Origin of the sequence: Bacteroides xylanisolvens XB1A, assembly GCF_000210075.1 — a bacterium.
GTDB classification, from domain to species: domain Bacteria; phylum Bacteroidota; class Bacteroidia; order Bacteroidales; family Bacteroidaceae; genus Bacteroides; species Bacteroides xylanisolvens.
In genome coordinates this window covers 5022354-5037122 of sequence record NC_021017.1, presented here as the reverse complement: position 1 = coordinate 5037122, position 14769 = coordinate 5022354, and the positions used below count along the sequence as shown (strand labels likewise).

Annotated in this window: 19 protein-coding genes; 13 read left to right on the top strand and 6 right to left on the bottom strand. The window is 47.5% G+C overall.

What is annotated here, in order from left to right; genetic code table 11:
* The 9 genes from BXY_RS19650 to BXY_RS19610 form a co-directional block, all read left to right on the top strand.
* A partial coding sequence (locus tag BXY_RS19650; protein ID WP_208946865.1) for a hypothetical protein occupies positions 1–451 on the top strand: 451 nt, incomplete at its 5' end.
* Positions 452–470: 19 nt separating this feature from the next.
* On the top strand, positions 471–1466 hold the full coding sequence (gene traJ, locus BXY_RS19645; protein ID WP_005924207.1) for a conjugative transposon protein TraJ: 996 nt from the start codon (positions 471–473) through the stop codon (positions 1464–1466).
* Between the two features lie 20 nt (positions 1467–1486).
* Positions 1487–2110, top strand: coding sequence for a conjugative transposon protein TraK (gene traK / locus BXY_RS19640; RefSeq protein WP_004308760.1), 624 nt, complete (start codon positions 1487–1489; stop codon positions 2108–2110).
* A gap of 4 nt (positions 2111–2114) precedes the next feature.
* A complete protein-coding gene (locus tag BXY_RS19635) occupies positions 2115–2411 on the top strand; it encodes a TraL conjugative transposon family protein (protein WP_005924209.1) in 297 nt (98 codons plus the stop codon).
* Complete coding sequence (gene traM, locus BXY_RS19630; RefSeq protein WP_005924211.1) at positions 2389–3720, top strand: conjugative transposon protein TraM; 1332 nt, start codon at positions 2389–2391, stop codon at positions 3718–3720. The genes BXY_RS19635 and traM overlap by 23 nt, the downstream gene beginning before the upstream one ends.
* Before the next feature lie 33 nt (positions 3721–3753).
* A complete protein-coding gene (gene traN / locus BXY_RS19625; protein ID WP_005924214.1) occupies positions 3754–4689 on the top strand; it encodes a conjugative transposon protein TraN in 936 nt (311 codons plus the stop codon).
* Between the two features lie 3 nt (positions 4690–4692).
* Positions 4693–5274, top strand: a complete 582-nt coding sequence (locus tag BXY_RS19620) for a conjugal transfer protein TraO (RefSeq protein ID WP_005924216.1) — start codon at positions 4693–4695, stop codon at positions 5272–5274.
* A 13-nt stretch (positions 5275–5287) separates the two neighbouring features.
* Positions 5288–5746, top strand: a complete 459-nt coding sequence (locus BXY_RS19615; protein WP_015532756.1) for a DUF3872 domain-containing protein — start codon at positions 5288–5290, stop codon at positions 5744–5746.
* 12 nt (positions 5747–5758) lie between these two features.
* Complete coding sequence (locus BXY_RS19610; protein ID WP_004308767.1) at positions 5759–6079, top strand: hypothetical protein; 321 nt, start codon at positions 5759–5761, stop codon at positions 6077–6079.
* Positions 6080–6282: 203 nt separating this feature from the next.
* Here the strand turns inward: BXY_RS19610 and BXY_RS19605 are convergent, their stop codons facing one another.
* The 6 genes from BXY_RS19605 to BXY_RS19580 form a co-directional block, all read right to left on the bottom strand.
* Positions 6283–6765 (bottom strand): DUF7258 domain-containing protein, encoded by a 483-nt coding sequence (locus BXY_RS19605; RefSeq protein WP_015532755.1) that lies wholly within the window; start codon positions 6763–6765, stop codon positions 6283–6285.
* Positions 6766–6776: 11 nt separating this feature from the next.
* Complete coding sequence (locus tag BXY_RS19600; RefSeq protein WP_005924228.1) at positions 6777–6998, bottom strand: DUF3873 domain-containing protein; 222 nt, start codon at positions 6996–6998, stop codon at positions 6777–6779.
* A 77-nt stretch (positions 6999–7075) separates the two neighbouring features.
* Positions 7076–7609: an antirestriction protein ArdA gene (locus tag BXY_RS19595; RefSeq protein ID WP_004329650.1), complete on the bottom strand. Its 534-nt coding sequence runs from the start codon at positions 7607–7609 to the stop codon at positions 7076–7078.
* Positions 7610–7901: 292 nt separating this feature from the next.
* Entirely contained in the window at positions 7902–8102 is a 201-nt protein-coding gene (locus tag BXY_RS19590) for a hypothetical protein (RefSeq protein ID WP_081443384.1), read from the bottom strand.
* A 143-nt stretch (positions 8103–8245) separates the two neighbouring features.
* Positions 8246–8776 carry an ORF6N domain-containing protein gene (locus tag BXY_RS19585; protein WP_005924231.1) on the bottom strand — a complete coding sequence of 177 codons (531 nt, stop codon included), beginning with the start codon at positions 8774–8776 and terminating at the stop codon, positions 8246–8248.
* Positions 8777–8860: 84 nt separating this feature from the next.
* Positions 8861–10090 (bottom strand): site-specific integrase, encoded by a 1230-nt coding sequence (locus BXY_RS19580; protein ID WP_005924233.1) that lies wholly within the window; start codon positions 10088–10090, stop codon positions 8861–8863.
* A 444-nt stretch (positions 10091–10534) separates the two neighbouring features.
* Here BXY_RS19580 and BXY_RS19575 point away from each other — a divergent pair, with 444 nt between their 5' ends.
* The 4 genes from BXY_RS19575 (at position 10535) to BXY_RS19560 (ending at position 14763) form a co-directional block, all read left to right on the top strand.
* The gene (locus BXY_RS19575) at positions 10535–11818 is read left to right on the top strand and encodes a site-specific integrase (RefSeq protein ID WP_015532754.1); all 1284 of its coding nucleotides are present in this window, start codon (positions 10535–10537) and stop codon (positions 11816–11818) included.
* 69 nt (positions 11819–11887) lie between these two features.
* Positions 11888–13180 carry a PDDEXK nuclease domain-containing protein gene (locus BXY_RS19570; protein WP_007758905.1) on the top strand — a complete coding sequence of 431 codons (1293 nt, stop codon included), beginning with the start codon at positions 11888–11890 and terminating at the stop codon, positions 13178–13180.
* Positions 13181–13191: 11 nt separating this feature from the next.
* On the top strand, positions 13192–14232 hold the full coding sequence (locus BXY_RS19565; RefSeq protein ID WP_007758904.1) for a hypothetical protein: 1041 nt from the start codon (positions 13192–13194) through the stop codon (positions 14230–14232).
* Positions 14233–14454: 222 nt separating this feature from the next.
* Positions 14455–14763, top strand: a complete 309-nt coding sequence (locus BXY_RS19560; RefSeq protein WP_005856031.1) for a DUF3853 family protein — start codon at positions 14455–14457, stop codon at positions 14761–14763.
* Positions 14764–14769 lie beyond the last annotated feature (6 nt).

Sequence of the window (14769 nt, the reverse complement as noted above, 5' to 3'; positions counted from 1 at the left end):
GAAGATTTTCCAGCAGGGTAAAAAATATTACGATGCGCTCAAAGCGGTACACGATGTTGTCAAGGGCGGCATCAAGGTGAAGAAGTCCATTGAGCTGGTGGCGGAAATATCCGAAATCTACGTGCGAAACTATCAGAACATGCTGGCAGACCCGAACTACACGCCGGATGAACTCACCGCCATTTCAGCCGGGTACGCCAAGCTGCTCTCCGAAAGTGCGGACGTGTTGCAGGACTTGAAGAATGTAGTGAACGTGACGGGCATGTCGCTGACGGATGCCGAAAGGCTGGCGGTAATCAACAACGCCTATAAAAGCCTGCTCAACTACCGCAACCTCGTGAACTACTACACCCGAAAGAACATATCCGTGTCCTACCTGCGGGCGAAGAAGAAGAACGACACCGACCGGGTGCTGGCTCTCTACGGCTCGGCGGATGAACGCTACTGGTAACATATAAATCGGTATGCCTATGTTATTAGCAGCGGTGGATTTTGACAACCTGCACCAAGTGTTGCGGGTGCTGTACGATGAAATGATGCCCTTGTGCAGCAACATGACGGGGGTAGCCAAAGGGATAGCCGGGCTGGGAGCTTTGTTCTATGTAGCCGCCAAAGTGTGGCAGTCGCTCGCACGTGCCGAACCCATAGACGTGTACCCGCTCCTGCGTCCCTTTGCGTTGGGGCTGTGCATCATGTTTTTTCCAACTTTCGTGCTGGGGACTATCAACACGGTGCTGTCGCCAGTGGTGAAAGGGTGCAACCAGCTTATGGAAACGCAGACTTTCGACATGAACGAGTACCGGGCGCAGAAAGACCGACTGGAATATGAAGCCCTGATGCGAAGCCCCGAAACGGCTTACCTCGCATCGGACGAGGAATTTGACCGACAACTGGAAGAACTGGGCTGGTCGCCCTCCGACATGGTGACTATGACGGGCATGTACATGGACAGGACGGCTTATAATATAAAGAAGTCCGTCCGGGACTGGTTCAGGGAGTTATTGGAAATGCTCTTTCAGGCGGCGGGGCTGATTATAGACACGCTGCGCACGTTCTTCCTAATCGTGTTAAGCATACTGGGTCCGCTGGCGTTTGCGATTTCCGTCTATGACGGTTTCCAAAGCACGCTGACCCGGTGGATTTCACGCTATATATCCATTTACCTGTGGCTGCCCGTGTCGGACTTGTTCAGCAGCGTGCTGGCACGCATACAAACCCTGATGCTCCAAAAAGACATCGAGCAGCTTTCAGACCCGGATTTCATCCCGGACGGGAGCAGCACCGTGTATATAATCTTTATGATTATCGGCATCGTGGGCTACTTCACCATTCCAACGGTGGCAAGCTGGATAGTGTCGGCTGGCGGTACGTCTGCCTATAACCGCAACGTGGCACGGGCTGGTTCAATCGCCGGGGCTGCGGTCGGTGCGGCTGGCGGAAAGGTTTCGGGAAAACTACTCAAATAAACAACATCAATTTATAGGATATGGAATTTAAGTCATTAACGAACATCGAAACGAGTTTCCGGCAAATCCGGCTCTTTGCGCTGGTATTCATCTGCCTGTGCGCACTGGTGACGGGCTTTGCCGTGTGGAACTCGTACAGCTTCGCCGAAAAGCAGCGGCAGAAGATATACGTCCTCGACAACGGCAAAAGCCTGATGCTGGCACTCTCGCAGGACATGGCGCAGAACAGACCCGTGGAAGCGAAGTCGCACGTGCGGCGTTTCCACGAACTTTTCTTCACCTTATCACCCGAAAAGGGGGCTATCGAAAGCAACATCAAACGCTCGTTGTTTCTCGCCGACAAGACCGCTTTCAACTATTACAAGGACTTGGCGGAAAAGGGCTACTACAACCGGGTGATTTCCGGAAACGTCACGCAGACGGTGGAGATTGACAGCGTGAAGTGCGACTTCGACCAGTACCCCTACAAGGTGAACACGTATGCCCGCCAGTTGATTGTCCGGGAAAGCAGCCTGACGGTGCGAAGCCTTGTCACCTCGTGCCGGTTGCTTAACGCCACACGGAGCGACAACAACCCGCACGGCTTTATCATCGAAGCGTTCACCATTACCGAGAACAAGGATTTGCAGACCATTAAAAGATAGCCTTATGGAAAGAAAACGAAACCACATCGAAAAGGTGCGGGACTGGGCGGACGACCGCCTGCGCCGAATGTGCGGACGGATTACGCCGGGCAAAAGGCTGGCGGTTATCCTCCTGATGTTCTTCTTTTTCGGCGGCTTGTCTATCTACATCACCGTTTCATCAATCTACAATATCGGGAAACGGGACGGGCAAAGGCTGCAAATAGAACACATCAGACAACTGCCGTTGCACGGCAATGACACAACCAAAAGTATCAACCCGTTAAACAGACCGCAATATGGAAGAAGTACAGAAGAATGAGAACGGCACGACCGTACCGCAGGCGGACGGGAAGCCGAAAAAGGAAGATAAACCCAAACGGGAACTTACCCCGCAGCAGGTGCAGCAGCGCAGGAAAATGATAGTCTTCCCGCTGATGTTCCTTGCCTTTGCAGGGTGCATGTACCTGATATTCGCACCCTCCGGCAAAGAGGACGTGAATGTGGAAAGCGTGGGCGGCTTCAATGCCGACATACCCCTGCCCGCAGAGGACGGGATTATAGCCGACAAGCAAAAGGCTTACGAGCAGGCGGTGACAAACCGCAAACAGCAGGACAAGATACAATCCTTGCAGGACTTCGGTTTCACGCTGGACGATGATACGGAAGAACCACAAGAGGAAATCAATCTGATGCCGGAAGAAGATCCGAAGCCACAAAGGGGCGGCGGTGCTTCTTCAAGGGCGGCTTACCGGGACATCAACCGCCAGTTAAGCACGTTCTACGAAACGCCCCCTGTGGACGAGGAAAAAGAAGAATTGAAACGGCAGGTGGCGGAACTGACCGACCGACTGAAACAGCAGCAGAACGCCACGCCTACGGCTGACGACCAAATGGCACTCTTGGAAAAGTCCTACGAGCTGGCGGCAAAGTATATGAACGGGCAGGACGGACAAAGGGGGCAGATTGCCCAAATACCGACAGCCGGGCAGAACGGCGGCGGTATCGGCACTCCGGCTATTCCGGTGCAGGCTATCCGGGAAACGACCGTTTCGGGATTGCAGCAGCCCATGAGCGATGCCGACTTCATCCGGGCTTACAGCCAGCCACGAAACTACGGCTTCAACACGGCGGTAGGTACGGGCTACGCTATGGGAAAGAACACGGTAGCCGCCTGCATCCACCAAGACCAAACGCTGGTGGACGGGCAGGCGGTGAAACTACGGCTGCTCGAACCCATGCAGGCGGGAAATATCGTTGTGCCGAAGAATACCCTTGTGGCGGGGACGGCAAAGGTGCAGGGCGAACGGCTCGACATACTGGTGTCCTCGATTGAGTACGCTGGCAACATCATCCCGGTGGAACTCGCCGTGTTCGACACGGACGGGCAAAAGGGGCTTTCCGTACCGTCCTCTATGGAGCAGGAAGCGTTCAACGAAGCTATGGCGAATATCGGAAGCGGGCTGGGTACAAGCATTTCCTTTGCCCAAAGTGCCGGGCAGCAGGTGGCTATGGACGTGACAAGGGGATTGCTGCAAGGAACGTCCGGCTACCTCGCCAAGAAGTTCCGAACCGTGAAAGTGAAGCTGAAAGCAGGCTATAAAGTCATGCTTTACGCCAAACAACAATAACCATTTTATCAACCGTTAAAATTTCAATTGACAATGAAACAGATTTTTGGATTGTTCGCCCTCTTGCTGGGCATGTGTGCGGCAAACGCACAAACCGCTGACACCGTGAAGTATGCGGCTGGCAACGACTTGTACCGGGGGATTACCCGGAAACTCCCGTACCGCCAAATGGTTACGCCCTACGGCGTGGAAGTGACCTTTGCCAAGACGGTGCATATCATCTTCCCCGCCGCCGTCCGCTATGTCGATTTGGGAAGCAACCACATCATAGCGGGCAAGGCGGACGGTGCGGAGAACGTAATCAGGGTGAAAGCCACGACAGAGGGCTTTCCGGGAGAAACGAACTTCTCCGTTATCTGCGAGGACGGCAGTTTCTTTTCGTTCAACGCCAAGTACGCCCGTGAACCGGAAATGCTCAACATCGAAATGAAGGACTTCTTGGAGAATGAAGATACGTCCGACTTCTCGCATACCCGGATGAACATCCATTTCCGGGAACTGGCGGGTGAAAGCCCGCTATTAGTGAAGCTGATAATGCAGAGCATCTACAAGAACAATGACCGGAAAGTGCGCCACTTGGGTAGCAAGCGTTTCGGCATACAGTTCTTAATCAAGGGGATTTACACCTATAACGGGATGCTCTACGTGCACACGCAGACAAAGAACAGTTCCAACGTGCCTTTCGACACGGACTTCATCAGGTTTAAGATAACCGATAAGAAAGTGCCCAAACGCACGGCTATTCAGGAAACGGTACTGGATGCGGTACGCAGCTACAACGAGGTGATAGAGATTGCCGGGAAATCGACCGTGCGCACGGTGTACGCCCTGCCGAAGTTTACCATTCCTGACGACAAGCTGCTGGTCGTGGAACTCTACGAGAAGAACGGCGGGCGGCATCAGACCATACGGGTGGAAAACGCCGACATCGTGAACGCAGAAGTGATTGACGAACTAAAAATCAAATAGGGAATGAAAAGACACATCTTTATAATGATGCTCTTTGCGCTGTGCCTGACCTCGTTTCAGGCACACGCACAAAGATACCTGCCGGGCATGAAAGGCTTGCAGGTCACGGCGGGCATGACGGACGGGGTGCATTGGAACGCCAATACGGATTTTGCCTACCACATCGGGGCGGCGTACAGCGTTTACACCAAGAACGCCAACCGCTGGGTGATTGGCGGCGAATACCTGCACAAGAAGTATGACTACAAGGATATGCAGATACCCGTGGAACAGTTCACCGCAGAGGGCGGCTATTACCTGAAATTCCTATCGGACAGGCGAAAGACTTTTTTCCTTTCATTGGGCTTGTCGGCTCTCGCCGGGTACGAAACAAGCAACCGAAGCGAAAAGCTCTTGCCGGACGGCTCTACCTTGCTGGATAAGGACTGCTTCATCTACGGCGGTGCGCTGACGCTGGAACTGGAAGCCTACCTGACTGACCGGGTGGCTCTGCTACTGAACGCAAGGGAACGGGCGTTGTTCGGCTCGGACATCGGGAAGTTCCACACGCAAGTATCTTTGGGACTGAAATTCATTATCAACTGACCGCTATATAATAATGTATATGAAGAATGTAATGTATAAAATCATCATGGGCTGCTGCATCGTGGCCGCCCTTGTGCTTGTCACCGCCTGTAATGACAACTTGGATATTCAGCAGGCGTACCCGTTCGGCATCGAAACGTTGCCAGTACCCAAAAGGCTGAAAGTCGGGGAAACCGCCGAGATACGCTGCCGACTGGTGCGTGAGGGTTACTACCAGCCGACTACCTATCAGATAAGGTATTTCCAGCCGGACGGCAAAGGAAAGCTGGAAATGGATAACGGCACGGTGTTCCTGCCCAATGACCTATACCCGCTGGAGAAAGAAACGTTCAGGCTCTACTACACCTCGGCATCAACCGACCAGCAGACGATTGACATTTATATCATCGACAGCTTCGGGCAGATGCAGCAACTTACACTATCATTCAATAATGACAACAGCGAAGAAGGAACGGAAACAATAACCCCCTAATAACAAAACGACATGGTAAAAATAGAATTGGATATAGAAGGCATCTCGTGGTACATAGAAACCACGTTGGAAACAGATACAGTTCCGGCAGTAGGTGACATCATCATTGTGGACAAGGACTGTATTTCCGAACGTGACAGTGCTGAATTATGGAAAACGCCGTCCAATCAGGTTTTCAAATGGGCGGACGAAGAAGACGATGCGCCCGTAATGGTATGGTTCGATTGCGAAACGGAAATGCTTGTCAATAAACGGACATGGAAATATGACATCGAGGAAGAAGAAACCGTGTGCATACTTGGTGTAAAATTTATTCACTATGAGGATTTATAGTTGCGACATCCGTTTTTATCATCCTCTTGGGAAACCGGGTATGGAATGATACGCAAAGCGTAAATATCGGGCAGACAGCCCGCCGGGAAGCATCGGCGGGCTGTTTCCATGATAGGGAAAACGAAAGGCTTCTTTGTTACTTTCTTCACCCGCTGGCAGGCTCACGGAAGAAAGTAACGGCGGCAAGCAGCCGCCGTCCTCTATCAACTGGTTTTAAGGCTCTTTATGGACGTGTATTTCTCTAACCACACCTTTACCTGCTCCATGTTATATTCGCCCGTGATGATTGCCGTATGGTCGTCTATGGCTACAAACCGGACACTTTCATAGCTGTTTACCCAACCTTGCAAGGAACAGACGCCCCACGTGTCCACATCTGCAAAAACACTGCGGTCTATCCGGCTGATTGGCTCGCCGAAAACTACCGTCATTATCTGAAAGTCCGGTTTGTCCTCCAACAGTTGCAAATGATGCAGCGTGCCGAACTCGTCTATTTTGCGCCCCCACGCCCACACATCATTATACAAATCATCGCCCCACTGGTGCGGGTGGTCGAAACGGACTTTTACCTCTATGGTGTGTTCGTTTTCTTCTGTGTCCTCGATAACGCCCGTTACCATTAAGCCCGTAAAAATACACTCGCAACGCCTGCCGATAAGCTCCTTGTTTACTTCTGTCGTTTTCATGTCCCTAAAATTTACTTGTTTATTACTCCGTTCTTCTTCGCTACCCATTCGTCACGCCTGCGGCGGCACTCGTCCAGCGTTTTGGCTACCGTGCTGAAAAGTTCGCCGTCCGTGTGGCGGTAGTCATATTGATAATAAATTTGTCCCCTGAAAGCCCCTAAACGGCATTTCACGAACTTTTCTTCTCCCGGTGTTTGGGTGATGCTTACCCCGTTTTTGTTAAGTGACTGCATGATGTCTTATTTTTTTATGGTTATAAACTTGGTTGTTTTAAGCGGGCAGGGCTTTGACACCCCGCCCGGATTGGTTGTTATGCCGCCCGGAACACAAAGCCGTCATCAAACCAGTAATCGCACATGAACAGGTCACGGGCAAACTGTTTGTAATCGAAATAGGTCTTTGCGAACTCCGGCAGGTCGTAACATTCCTCTACAATTTCATAGGCGAAATCTTCTTCATCGTCATATTCCCCTTGATATTCATCCCGGAAATCACGTACAAGGTCGTCCGCATCTTCCTCGCCCAAATCATGGCTTTTATAGTTGCACCACACGAAAAAGGCTTCCTGCTCGGTGTCGCTCAAATCCTCCACCGCATCACGCAGGGCGAAGAAGTTTTCAGAAATCCAGCTTTCGTCGATTAAGCCCTCCGGCACGTTCTCCCAGTCCTGAAACATGTATTCCGCATCTTCCTCGTCCTTGTGAAGTTCCCGGCAGGCTTCATAAAATTCTTCCTTGTCCGAATAGTCCGAAAGGTCGAGCCATGCGCCGGACAATGAACCGTTGTTGTACTTGGCATAAGTGCCTACATAAACTTTTGCTTCCGATAATACCTTTGCTTCCATATTGCTGTAATTTTTAAGTTTTTAATTTTATGCGGATTTGAGAGGTGAGGGAGTTGAAGTTTCACTGAACTTTTTTCCTGTTTCCCGTAAATCCGACTTTTTTTTTTATGCGTCTTCCGGTCGGGTCGGTCGTTTTCGTTTCACATAGGCGTAAAAGGGTAGTGTTTAGAGTTTGCAAGGTTTTGGGCAAAAAATACCTCGCAAGGCAGGGAAGATTTTTTCGCCAAACCGGAACGGCTCGACCTTGCAAAATCGTGAAGAACACGTAACTACCTTTGCCTAATTGAAATGATTAAAACGACTGTCCCGGCTGGGGGACTGCGTAAGAGGAAGATTTACAGATAGGGAAACCGGGGAAAAGTGCCTGTTCTCTTTCATCTTTTAGGGAACACTCCATGCGGGCGGGAAAGGCAAGGGTGTTGTGAGCTTGCTTGCAATACGCTTGTGCGGGTTTCCAACGGCTCTTTTCACGGAATACAGTCAGCCATGCCACGCACGGCTGGCGTTTCGGGGAATGTGCCAGTTGGAAAAGGATATAAAAAAATGCGGGTAGTCGGTGGACTGCCCGCAAGGTGGAAGAATGTACTTCATTGGGATATAGTTTGTTAGGCGGAACTTCGTTACCGAAATCGTTACCTATTCGTTTTTGTCACGGTTATAGGTAACGAAACCTACCGGACGGCGTTCTTTCTGTTGTTTCGACTGGCTCAAAAGCTGGGTAAGGGCTTGGTATAGTTCGTTGAACTGCGCATCGGTGCTTACCTCCAGTTCCTCGATGCGCCTTGACAGTTCCTCGTAACCGATTGCCATTTGGCGCATGAGGACAAAAGCCCGCATGATTGAAATGTTTACTTCTATGGCTACTTTGGAGCGGAGAACCGAAGAAAGCATGGCTACGCCCTGCTCGGTGAAAGCCATAGGCATAGCAACGCCGAAGTTGTAATCAGGGGGTATCACATTTTGTGATACCCCTATGGATAACAGCAAGTTAGCTTCCTCTTGGGTGAGTACAAACATAAAATCACCCGGAAAACGCTCGATATTGCGCTTGACCGCCTGCTTCAAGGCTCGTGTTTCCACTTGGTAGAGTTCTGCCAAATGATAATCGAGCATCACCCGGCAACCTCTGACCTCAAAAATCTTGTTTTGGATAATCTGCAAATCCATAATCGTATATTTTAGGAGATTTAGCAATGTTGGAATAATAGTAAGGACTGGTCACAAATTGTGACCAGTTCCCAATAATCAAGATTACATGGCGACTTCCTTGTAAATCTTCTCGATGCCGATAAACTTCTTGTCAAGCCCCTGCATATCGCTGCCTATCTTGCTGTTGGTGATGCGGGCGTAGATTTGCGTAGTTTCTATGTTTGTGTGTCCCAGCATCTTGGACACCGTTTCAATGGGTACGCCCTTTGACAGCGTGGTGGTTGTGGCGAACGTGTGCCGGGCAAGGTGGAACGTCAGGTTCTTTTTAATACCGCATATATCGGCAATCTCTTTCAAGTAGGCGTTTAGCTTCTGATTGCTGATTACGGGAAGTATCTTCCCGTCCGGTAACTTGCCCTTGTACTTCTTCAAAATCATCTTGGGAATATCCAGCAGGGGGACATTCACGTCCGTATTCGTCTTTTGCCGCTTGGTGATTATCCAAAGGTTGCCGTCAAAGGACTTTTGGATATTCTCCTGCCGCAAGTTGGCGACATCGCTGTAAGCCAAACCGCAGAAACAGGAAAAGACGAACAAGTCCCTGACGTGTTCCAGCCGCTCGGAAACCATTTTCTTTTTAAGGATGATTTTTATCTCGTCCTCTGTCAGATAACCCCTGTCCACTTTCTCCAGCCGGATTTTATAGCTGGCGAACGGGTCGCCCACCAGTATGCCGTTGTTACGGGCAATGATGATGATACGCTTGAAGAACTGCATGAACTTGGCGGTGGTGTTGTAGCCGCACTTGCAGGCGGTACGCAAATACAACTCAAAATCGGTAATGAACATCGGGCTTATCTCCTTTATGGATATGTCCGATACGTTGTACTTGCTTTGGATAAATTCAGCGAGGTGGCGGCGGGTCACTTCATACTTGCGGTAGGTCGCTATCGTCTTGGATATGCCCACAAGCTGCTTCACATCGTCATTGTGCTTTTGGAACAATGAAAGGATTGTTTCGTGGCTCTCGCTATGACCTAAAAACTCGTTTTTCACTTTCTCGGCGGTCACGTAGTTGTCACGCCGCTGCATTTCGTGGTAAATGGTATTCAGGGAAGAACGTATGTCGTCCAAAAGGGCGTTTATCCTCCCGGCATCCCTGCCTTTGGCTTTGCCCGCAGCAATGCTCCAGTTGTCGGGCTGGATGCTCTGTTTCGTACTGAACTGGCAAAGTTTGCCGTCTATGGTGATGCGTGCCATAATCATAACCTCGCCGTTTTTCTTTTCAGAACCTTTCTTCAAATAAAAAAGAACCTTGAATGTCGATTTCATAACTCAAAATTTTTAGTTGCAAAATTAGTTTTTACCTCTCGTTTTCGAGTTATGCAGACTATGGACTAATATAGTCATTATCAGGTCATTTATGGACAATTCGTTACCGTTTTTGTCCGGCAGGGAATAGGTAACGATTTAGTAACGAAACTTTGTCTTTTACCGTACTTTTGAAGTCTTGGAAGCAGGACTTTCGGGCAATAAAAAAAGCCACAAATCATTGATTTGTAGCTTTTTGTCCGTTTGCTGACCATTTCTGTCCAGCACGTTCAGCGGAGAGACAGGCTCTTGAACCTATACTTTCAAGAAATATCATAAAATTGCAAATCACTGATAATCATATACTATCCAAAGTATAGGGTAAATCTAAATCTTTCTAAATGCCTTTTGCTATTCCGAATATTGGGTGTATATTTGGGTGTAGAATTTCAAACGCACCCAATTATGAATATCAAACGTAACATCATTTTTGCATTGGAAAGCCGGAAAAAGAACGGAGTGCCAATCGTGGAGAACGTACCCATCCGTATGCGTGTCATATATGCAAGCCAACGCATCGAGTTTACAACAGGCTATCGGATTGATGTAGCCAAATGGGATGCCGACAAACAACGGGTAAAGAACGGATGCACCAACAAACTAAAGCAAAGCGCATCCGAAATCAATGCGGACTTGCTGAAATACTATGCCGAGATTCAAAACGTATTCAAGGAATTTGAGGTACAGGAAGCCATGCCAACCACCCAACAGCTAAAGGATGCGTTCAACCTGCGGATGAAAGATGCCAACGAAGAGCAGCAGGAAGAAACACAGATAAGCTTTTGGGAGGTATTCGATGAATTTGTAAAGGAGTGTGGCAATCAGAATAATTGGACGGCATCCACCTACGAGAAATTCTCAGCAGTGAAAAACCACCTCAAAGAGTTCAAGGAAGATGTAACCTTTGAATACTTCAATGAGTTCGGCTTGAACGAGTATGTGAATTTCCTGCGTGACAAAAAGGATATGAGGAACAGCACCATCGGCAAACAGATGGGATTCCTCAAATGGTTTCTGCGCTGGAGCTTCAAAAAAGGGCATCATCAGAACATGGCATACGATACTTTCAAACCCAAATTGAAAACCACCTCTAAAAAGGTGATATTCCTGACTTGGGACGAATTGAACAGACTGAAAGATTACCAGATACCAAAAGACAAACAATATCTGGAACGTGTCAGGGACGTTTTTCTGTTCTGTTGCTTCACAAGTCTGCGATATTCAGATGTTCGTAACCTGAAAAGAAGCGATGTGAAACCCGACCATATCGAAGTTACCACAGTCAAAACGGCAGACAGTCTGATAATTGAACTTAACGACCACAGCAAAGCCATACTTGAAAAATACAAGGAAGTTCATTTTGAAAACCATATGGTACTGCCCGTCATCAGTAACCAAAAGATGAATGATTATTTGAAAGAATTGGGGGAACTGGCTGAAATCAATGAGCCTGTACGGGAGACTTATTATAAAGGAAATGAACGTATAGATGAAGTCACCCCGAAATACGCATTGCTAAGCACCCATGCAGGAAGAAGAACATTTATTTGCAATGCGCTGGCTCTCGGTATTCCGGCACAGGTAGTAATGAAATGGACGGGGCATAGCGACTATAAAGCCATGAAACCTTATATTGACATAGCGGATGATATTAAGGCAAATGCCATGAACAAGTTTAACCAACTATAAAAGTATCAATCAGTTTCATAAATTATCCACTATTTGAATTATATTTGCGACAACAATAAACATTGAAACATGGAAAACAACAAAGAACATCATATAGAAAGAACGAACTTTGACGCATTTGTTCATGCTGTCGGTTCGGAAATAGAACAAGCGCAAGTCCGGCTGATTACCGCAGCCAATGCGCAAATGCTATTCCATTACTGGAAAATGGGCAACTATATCCTGTATCATCAGAACTTACAAGGCTGGGGAAGCAAAATCATCAAGCAACTGGCAAAGGCTATCCGATTCAATTATCCTGAAAAGAAAGGCTATTCGGAACGTAACCTTACTTATATGTGCCAATTCGCACGGTCATATCCGCTGAACGTGCTACGAAGTTTCATTGATACGGATGCAAGGCTATCTGTTCCAAGCATACAGAATGTCACGGATGAAGTCTTGAAACTAAACAACGGACAATTTACGCAAGAACTTACTGCGCAAATACAATCCACTGATAGTCAGTTGTTAGAATTTACGCAAGAACCTCTTGCGCAAATTCAGAATGTTGCCAAAACTGTATCTGCCATTTACCGGATAACGATTGAGGATATAGAAAAATTATTTTTGGCATCCCCTGTTGCCAGAATAAATTGGGCAAGCCATGTAATCATGCTCAATAATTCGCTTCCATTAGGTGTAAAATATTGGTACATGAAGCAATCGGTAGAAATGGGCTGGAGCAGCAATGTTCTTAAAATACAAATTGAAACCAACCTATATAACAGACAAATCAGCAACAACAAGGTAAACAATTTCACAGCCACACTTCCGGCACCACAAAGCGACCTTGCCAATTACCTACTGAAAGACCCGTATATCTTCGATTTGGCAGGAGCGAAAGAAAAGGCAGACGAAAGGGACATAGAGGAGCAACTGGTAAAGCACGTTACCCGTTATTTGTTGGAAATGGGCAACGGTTTTGCCTTTGTCGCCCGACAAAAGCATTTTCAAATAGGCAACAGCGATTTCTTTGCCGACCTTATTCTATATTCCATTCCCCTACACGCATACATCGTAGTGGAATTAAAGGCTACCCCATTCAAACCGGAGTATGCAGGACAACTGAACTTCTACATCAATGTGGTGGATGACAAGATGAGGGGAGAGAATGACAACAAGACTATCGGGTTGTTGCTGTGCAAAGGAAAAGACGAAGTTGTAGCACAATACGCCTTGACAGGCTACGACCAGCCGATAGGTATCAGCGATTATCAGTTGAGCAAGGCTATACCTGAGAATTTAAAATCAGTTCTGCCAAGTATAGAAGAAGTAGAGGAAGAACTGACTTCCTTTCTTGATAAAGATAAGAATCCATAAACTAAGTGTACATGGCAGTAGAAATACAGATTATGATTCCCCAATATGGCGAACTCAATCGAATATACAGCGATTTTATAATCAGCCATACTTTCTCTTTTGACAAGCAGAAATTCATCACGGACTTCTATAAGCAATACAATGATACAACAGCTTTTGAAGCCGCTATCCTTGAACTGGTGCTTGACAAACATAAAGAACAATATACTCTGATTCTCAACAGCCTGAGAACCGAGATAGAGAAGAACATACTGATTTACGAAAAACATCCATTGTTTGATGATGAGATAATTTCCCGTGTATGCTACAACTTCGCTGGCAGATATGACACTGATATAGAAGCGCAGTTGAGAGTTACACAAAAATTAAGCAAGCCCTTGAATGAAGCATATAACAGATATGATTCCATTGGCTACAGGGAACATACGGCAGAGGAAGAGAAGCAAGCCGAGAAGGAGTATGAACGCTGCAAGGCTGAATACGACAAGGAAAAGAAGGAATTGGACAAACTCTATGAATTGCAAAAGCAAGACAGGAAAGAGGCTTTTCAATATACGGAAAACCTTTCCGATAATGTTTACCGCCTGAGTATTCTTTTTATGGAAATCTTGAAAAAGTACCTTCCTGATGATGTGAAAGAGAAACGACCGGAGGAATCTGTCGAGCAAAATGCGCAAGAAGAAGTACAGAATACACCGGAGGAACAGCATGAATATTTTGACATGAAGCCGCTTTCGCCCATTCATGGAACCTGTGTCGGGGAACAGTTCGAAGCCATTACCATAGCGGACTTCTATGCCAATATAAACCTGTACCCCTGCAAGAACAAACTAAAAATCAAGGCAAGGGAAAAGATACGGGTGTGTTACCTGATATTCCTGATGAGCGAAAAACTATCCAAGCAATACAGGGATGAATGGCGAGACAAGATATTGAAACTACTGGATATTGACGAGAGCTATTACAGGTCGAAGTACAAAGAACCCGTTTCCGATTTTCCGAGTGACAGCAACCAGAAATTCGCCAAAGAAATGGAAAGCATATTCAGATAATCCGTGATATATCCTGACATTCCACGAATTACCACTTTTACCACTCAAATTAATTTTTGAGTGGTATTTTTATTATTTGATATTCAGCGATATATAACGACTTCAGATTTATATCATCCACATCCTTACCACTTATAACCATACCTAATTTTGCATCGTTCGAGAACAGAAATAACAGCCAGTGCGCAGGGCTGATTGTTAAACGACTAAATAGATTGGATGATGACAAATCTTCAAGAGTTATTATTAAAACCCGTCTGGCAGATGACAGGCGAAGAGTTCATATTCCTAAGCAAGCACGCTTCCAACCAAACGGAAGCGCAACCGCAGCCCGTCACGGACACAGAAAGAAAGTATGTGTACGGAATACTTGGCATTGCCAAACTGTTCGGGTGCAGTCTGCCCACCGCCAACCGTATAAAGAAAAGCGGAAAGATTGACAAAGCCATTACGCAAATAGGACGCAAGATTATCGTGGATGCGGAACTTGCCCTTGAACTGGCCGGAAAGAAAACCGGAGGACGGAAATAACGGGAG

Excerpts from the sequence above, each read along its gene's own strand:
- BXY_RS19620 (WP_005924216.1), top strand. The coding sequence starts at position 4,693 with ATGAAAAGACACATCTTTATAATGATGCTCTTTGCGCTGTGCCTGACC.
- BXY_RS19585 (WP_005924231.1), bottom strand. The coding sequence starts at position 8,776 with ATGGATTTGCAGATTATCCAAAACAAGATTTTTGAGGTCAGAGGTTGC.
- BXY_RS19635 (WP_005924209.1), top strand. The coding sequence starts at position 2,115 with ATGGAAAGAAAACGAAACCACATCGAAAAGGTGCGGGACTGGGCGGAC.
- BXY_RS19600 (WP_005924228.1), bottom strand. The coding sequence starts at position 6,998 with ATGCAGTCACTTAACAAAAACGGGGTAAGCATCACCCAAACACCGGGA.
- BXY_RS19575 (WP_015532754.1), top strand. The coding sequence starts at position 10,535 with ATGAATATCAAACGTAACATCATTTTTGCATTGGAAAGCCGGAAAAAG.
- traM (WP_005924211.1), top strand. The coding sequence starts at position 2,389 with ATGGAAGAAGTACAGAAGAATGAGAACGGCACGACCGTACCGCAGGCG.
- BXY_RS19560 (WP_005856031.1), top strand. The coding sequence starts at position 14,455 with ATGACAAATCTTCAAGAGTTATTATTAAAACCCGTCTGGCAGATGACA.
- BXY_RS19615 (WP_015532756.1), top strand. The coding sequence starts at position 5,288 with ATGTATATGAAGAATGTAATGTATAAAATCATCATGGGCTGCTGCATC.
- BXY_RS19570 (WP_007758905.1), top strand. The coding sequence starts at position 11,888 with ATGGAAAACAACAAAGAACATCATATAGAAAGAACGAACTTTGACGCA.
- traN (WP_005924214.1), top strand. The coding sequence starts at position 3,754 with ATGAAACAGATTTTTGGATTGTTCGCCCTCTTGCTGGGCATGTGTGCG.
- BXY_RS19565 (WP_007758904.1), top strand. The coding sequence starts at position 13,192 with ATGGCAGTAGAAATACAGATTATGATTCCCCAATATGGCGAACTCAAT.
- BXY_RS19595 (WP_004329650.1), bottom strand. The coding sequence starts at position 7,609 with ATGGAAGCAAAGGTATTATCGGAAGCAAAAGTTTATGTAGGCACTTAT.
- BXY_RS19580 (WP_005924233.1), bottom strand. The coding sequence starts at position 10,090 with ATGAAATCGACATTCAAGGTTCTTTTTTATTTGAAGAAAGGTTCTGAA.
- traK (WP_004308760.1), top strand. The coding sequence starts at position 1,487 with ATGGAATTTAAGTCATTAACGAACATCGAAACGAGTTTCCGGCAAATC.
- traJ (WP_005924207.1), top strand. The coding sequence starts at position 471 with ATGTTATTAGCAGCGGTGGATTTTGACAACCTGCACCAAGTGTTGCGG.
- BXY_RS19605 (WP_015532755.1), bottom strand. The coding sequence starts at position 6,765 with ATGAAAACGACAGAAGTAAACAAGGAGCTTATCGGCAGGCGTTGCGAG.
- BXY_RS19610 (WP_004308767.1), top strand. The coding sequence starts at position 5,759 with ATGGTAAAAATAGAATTGGATATAGAAGGCATCTCGTGGTACATAGAA.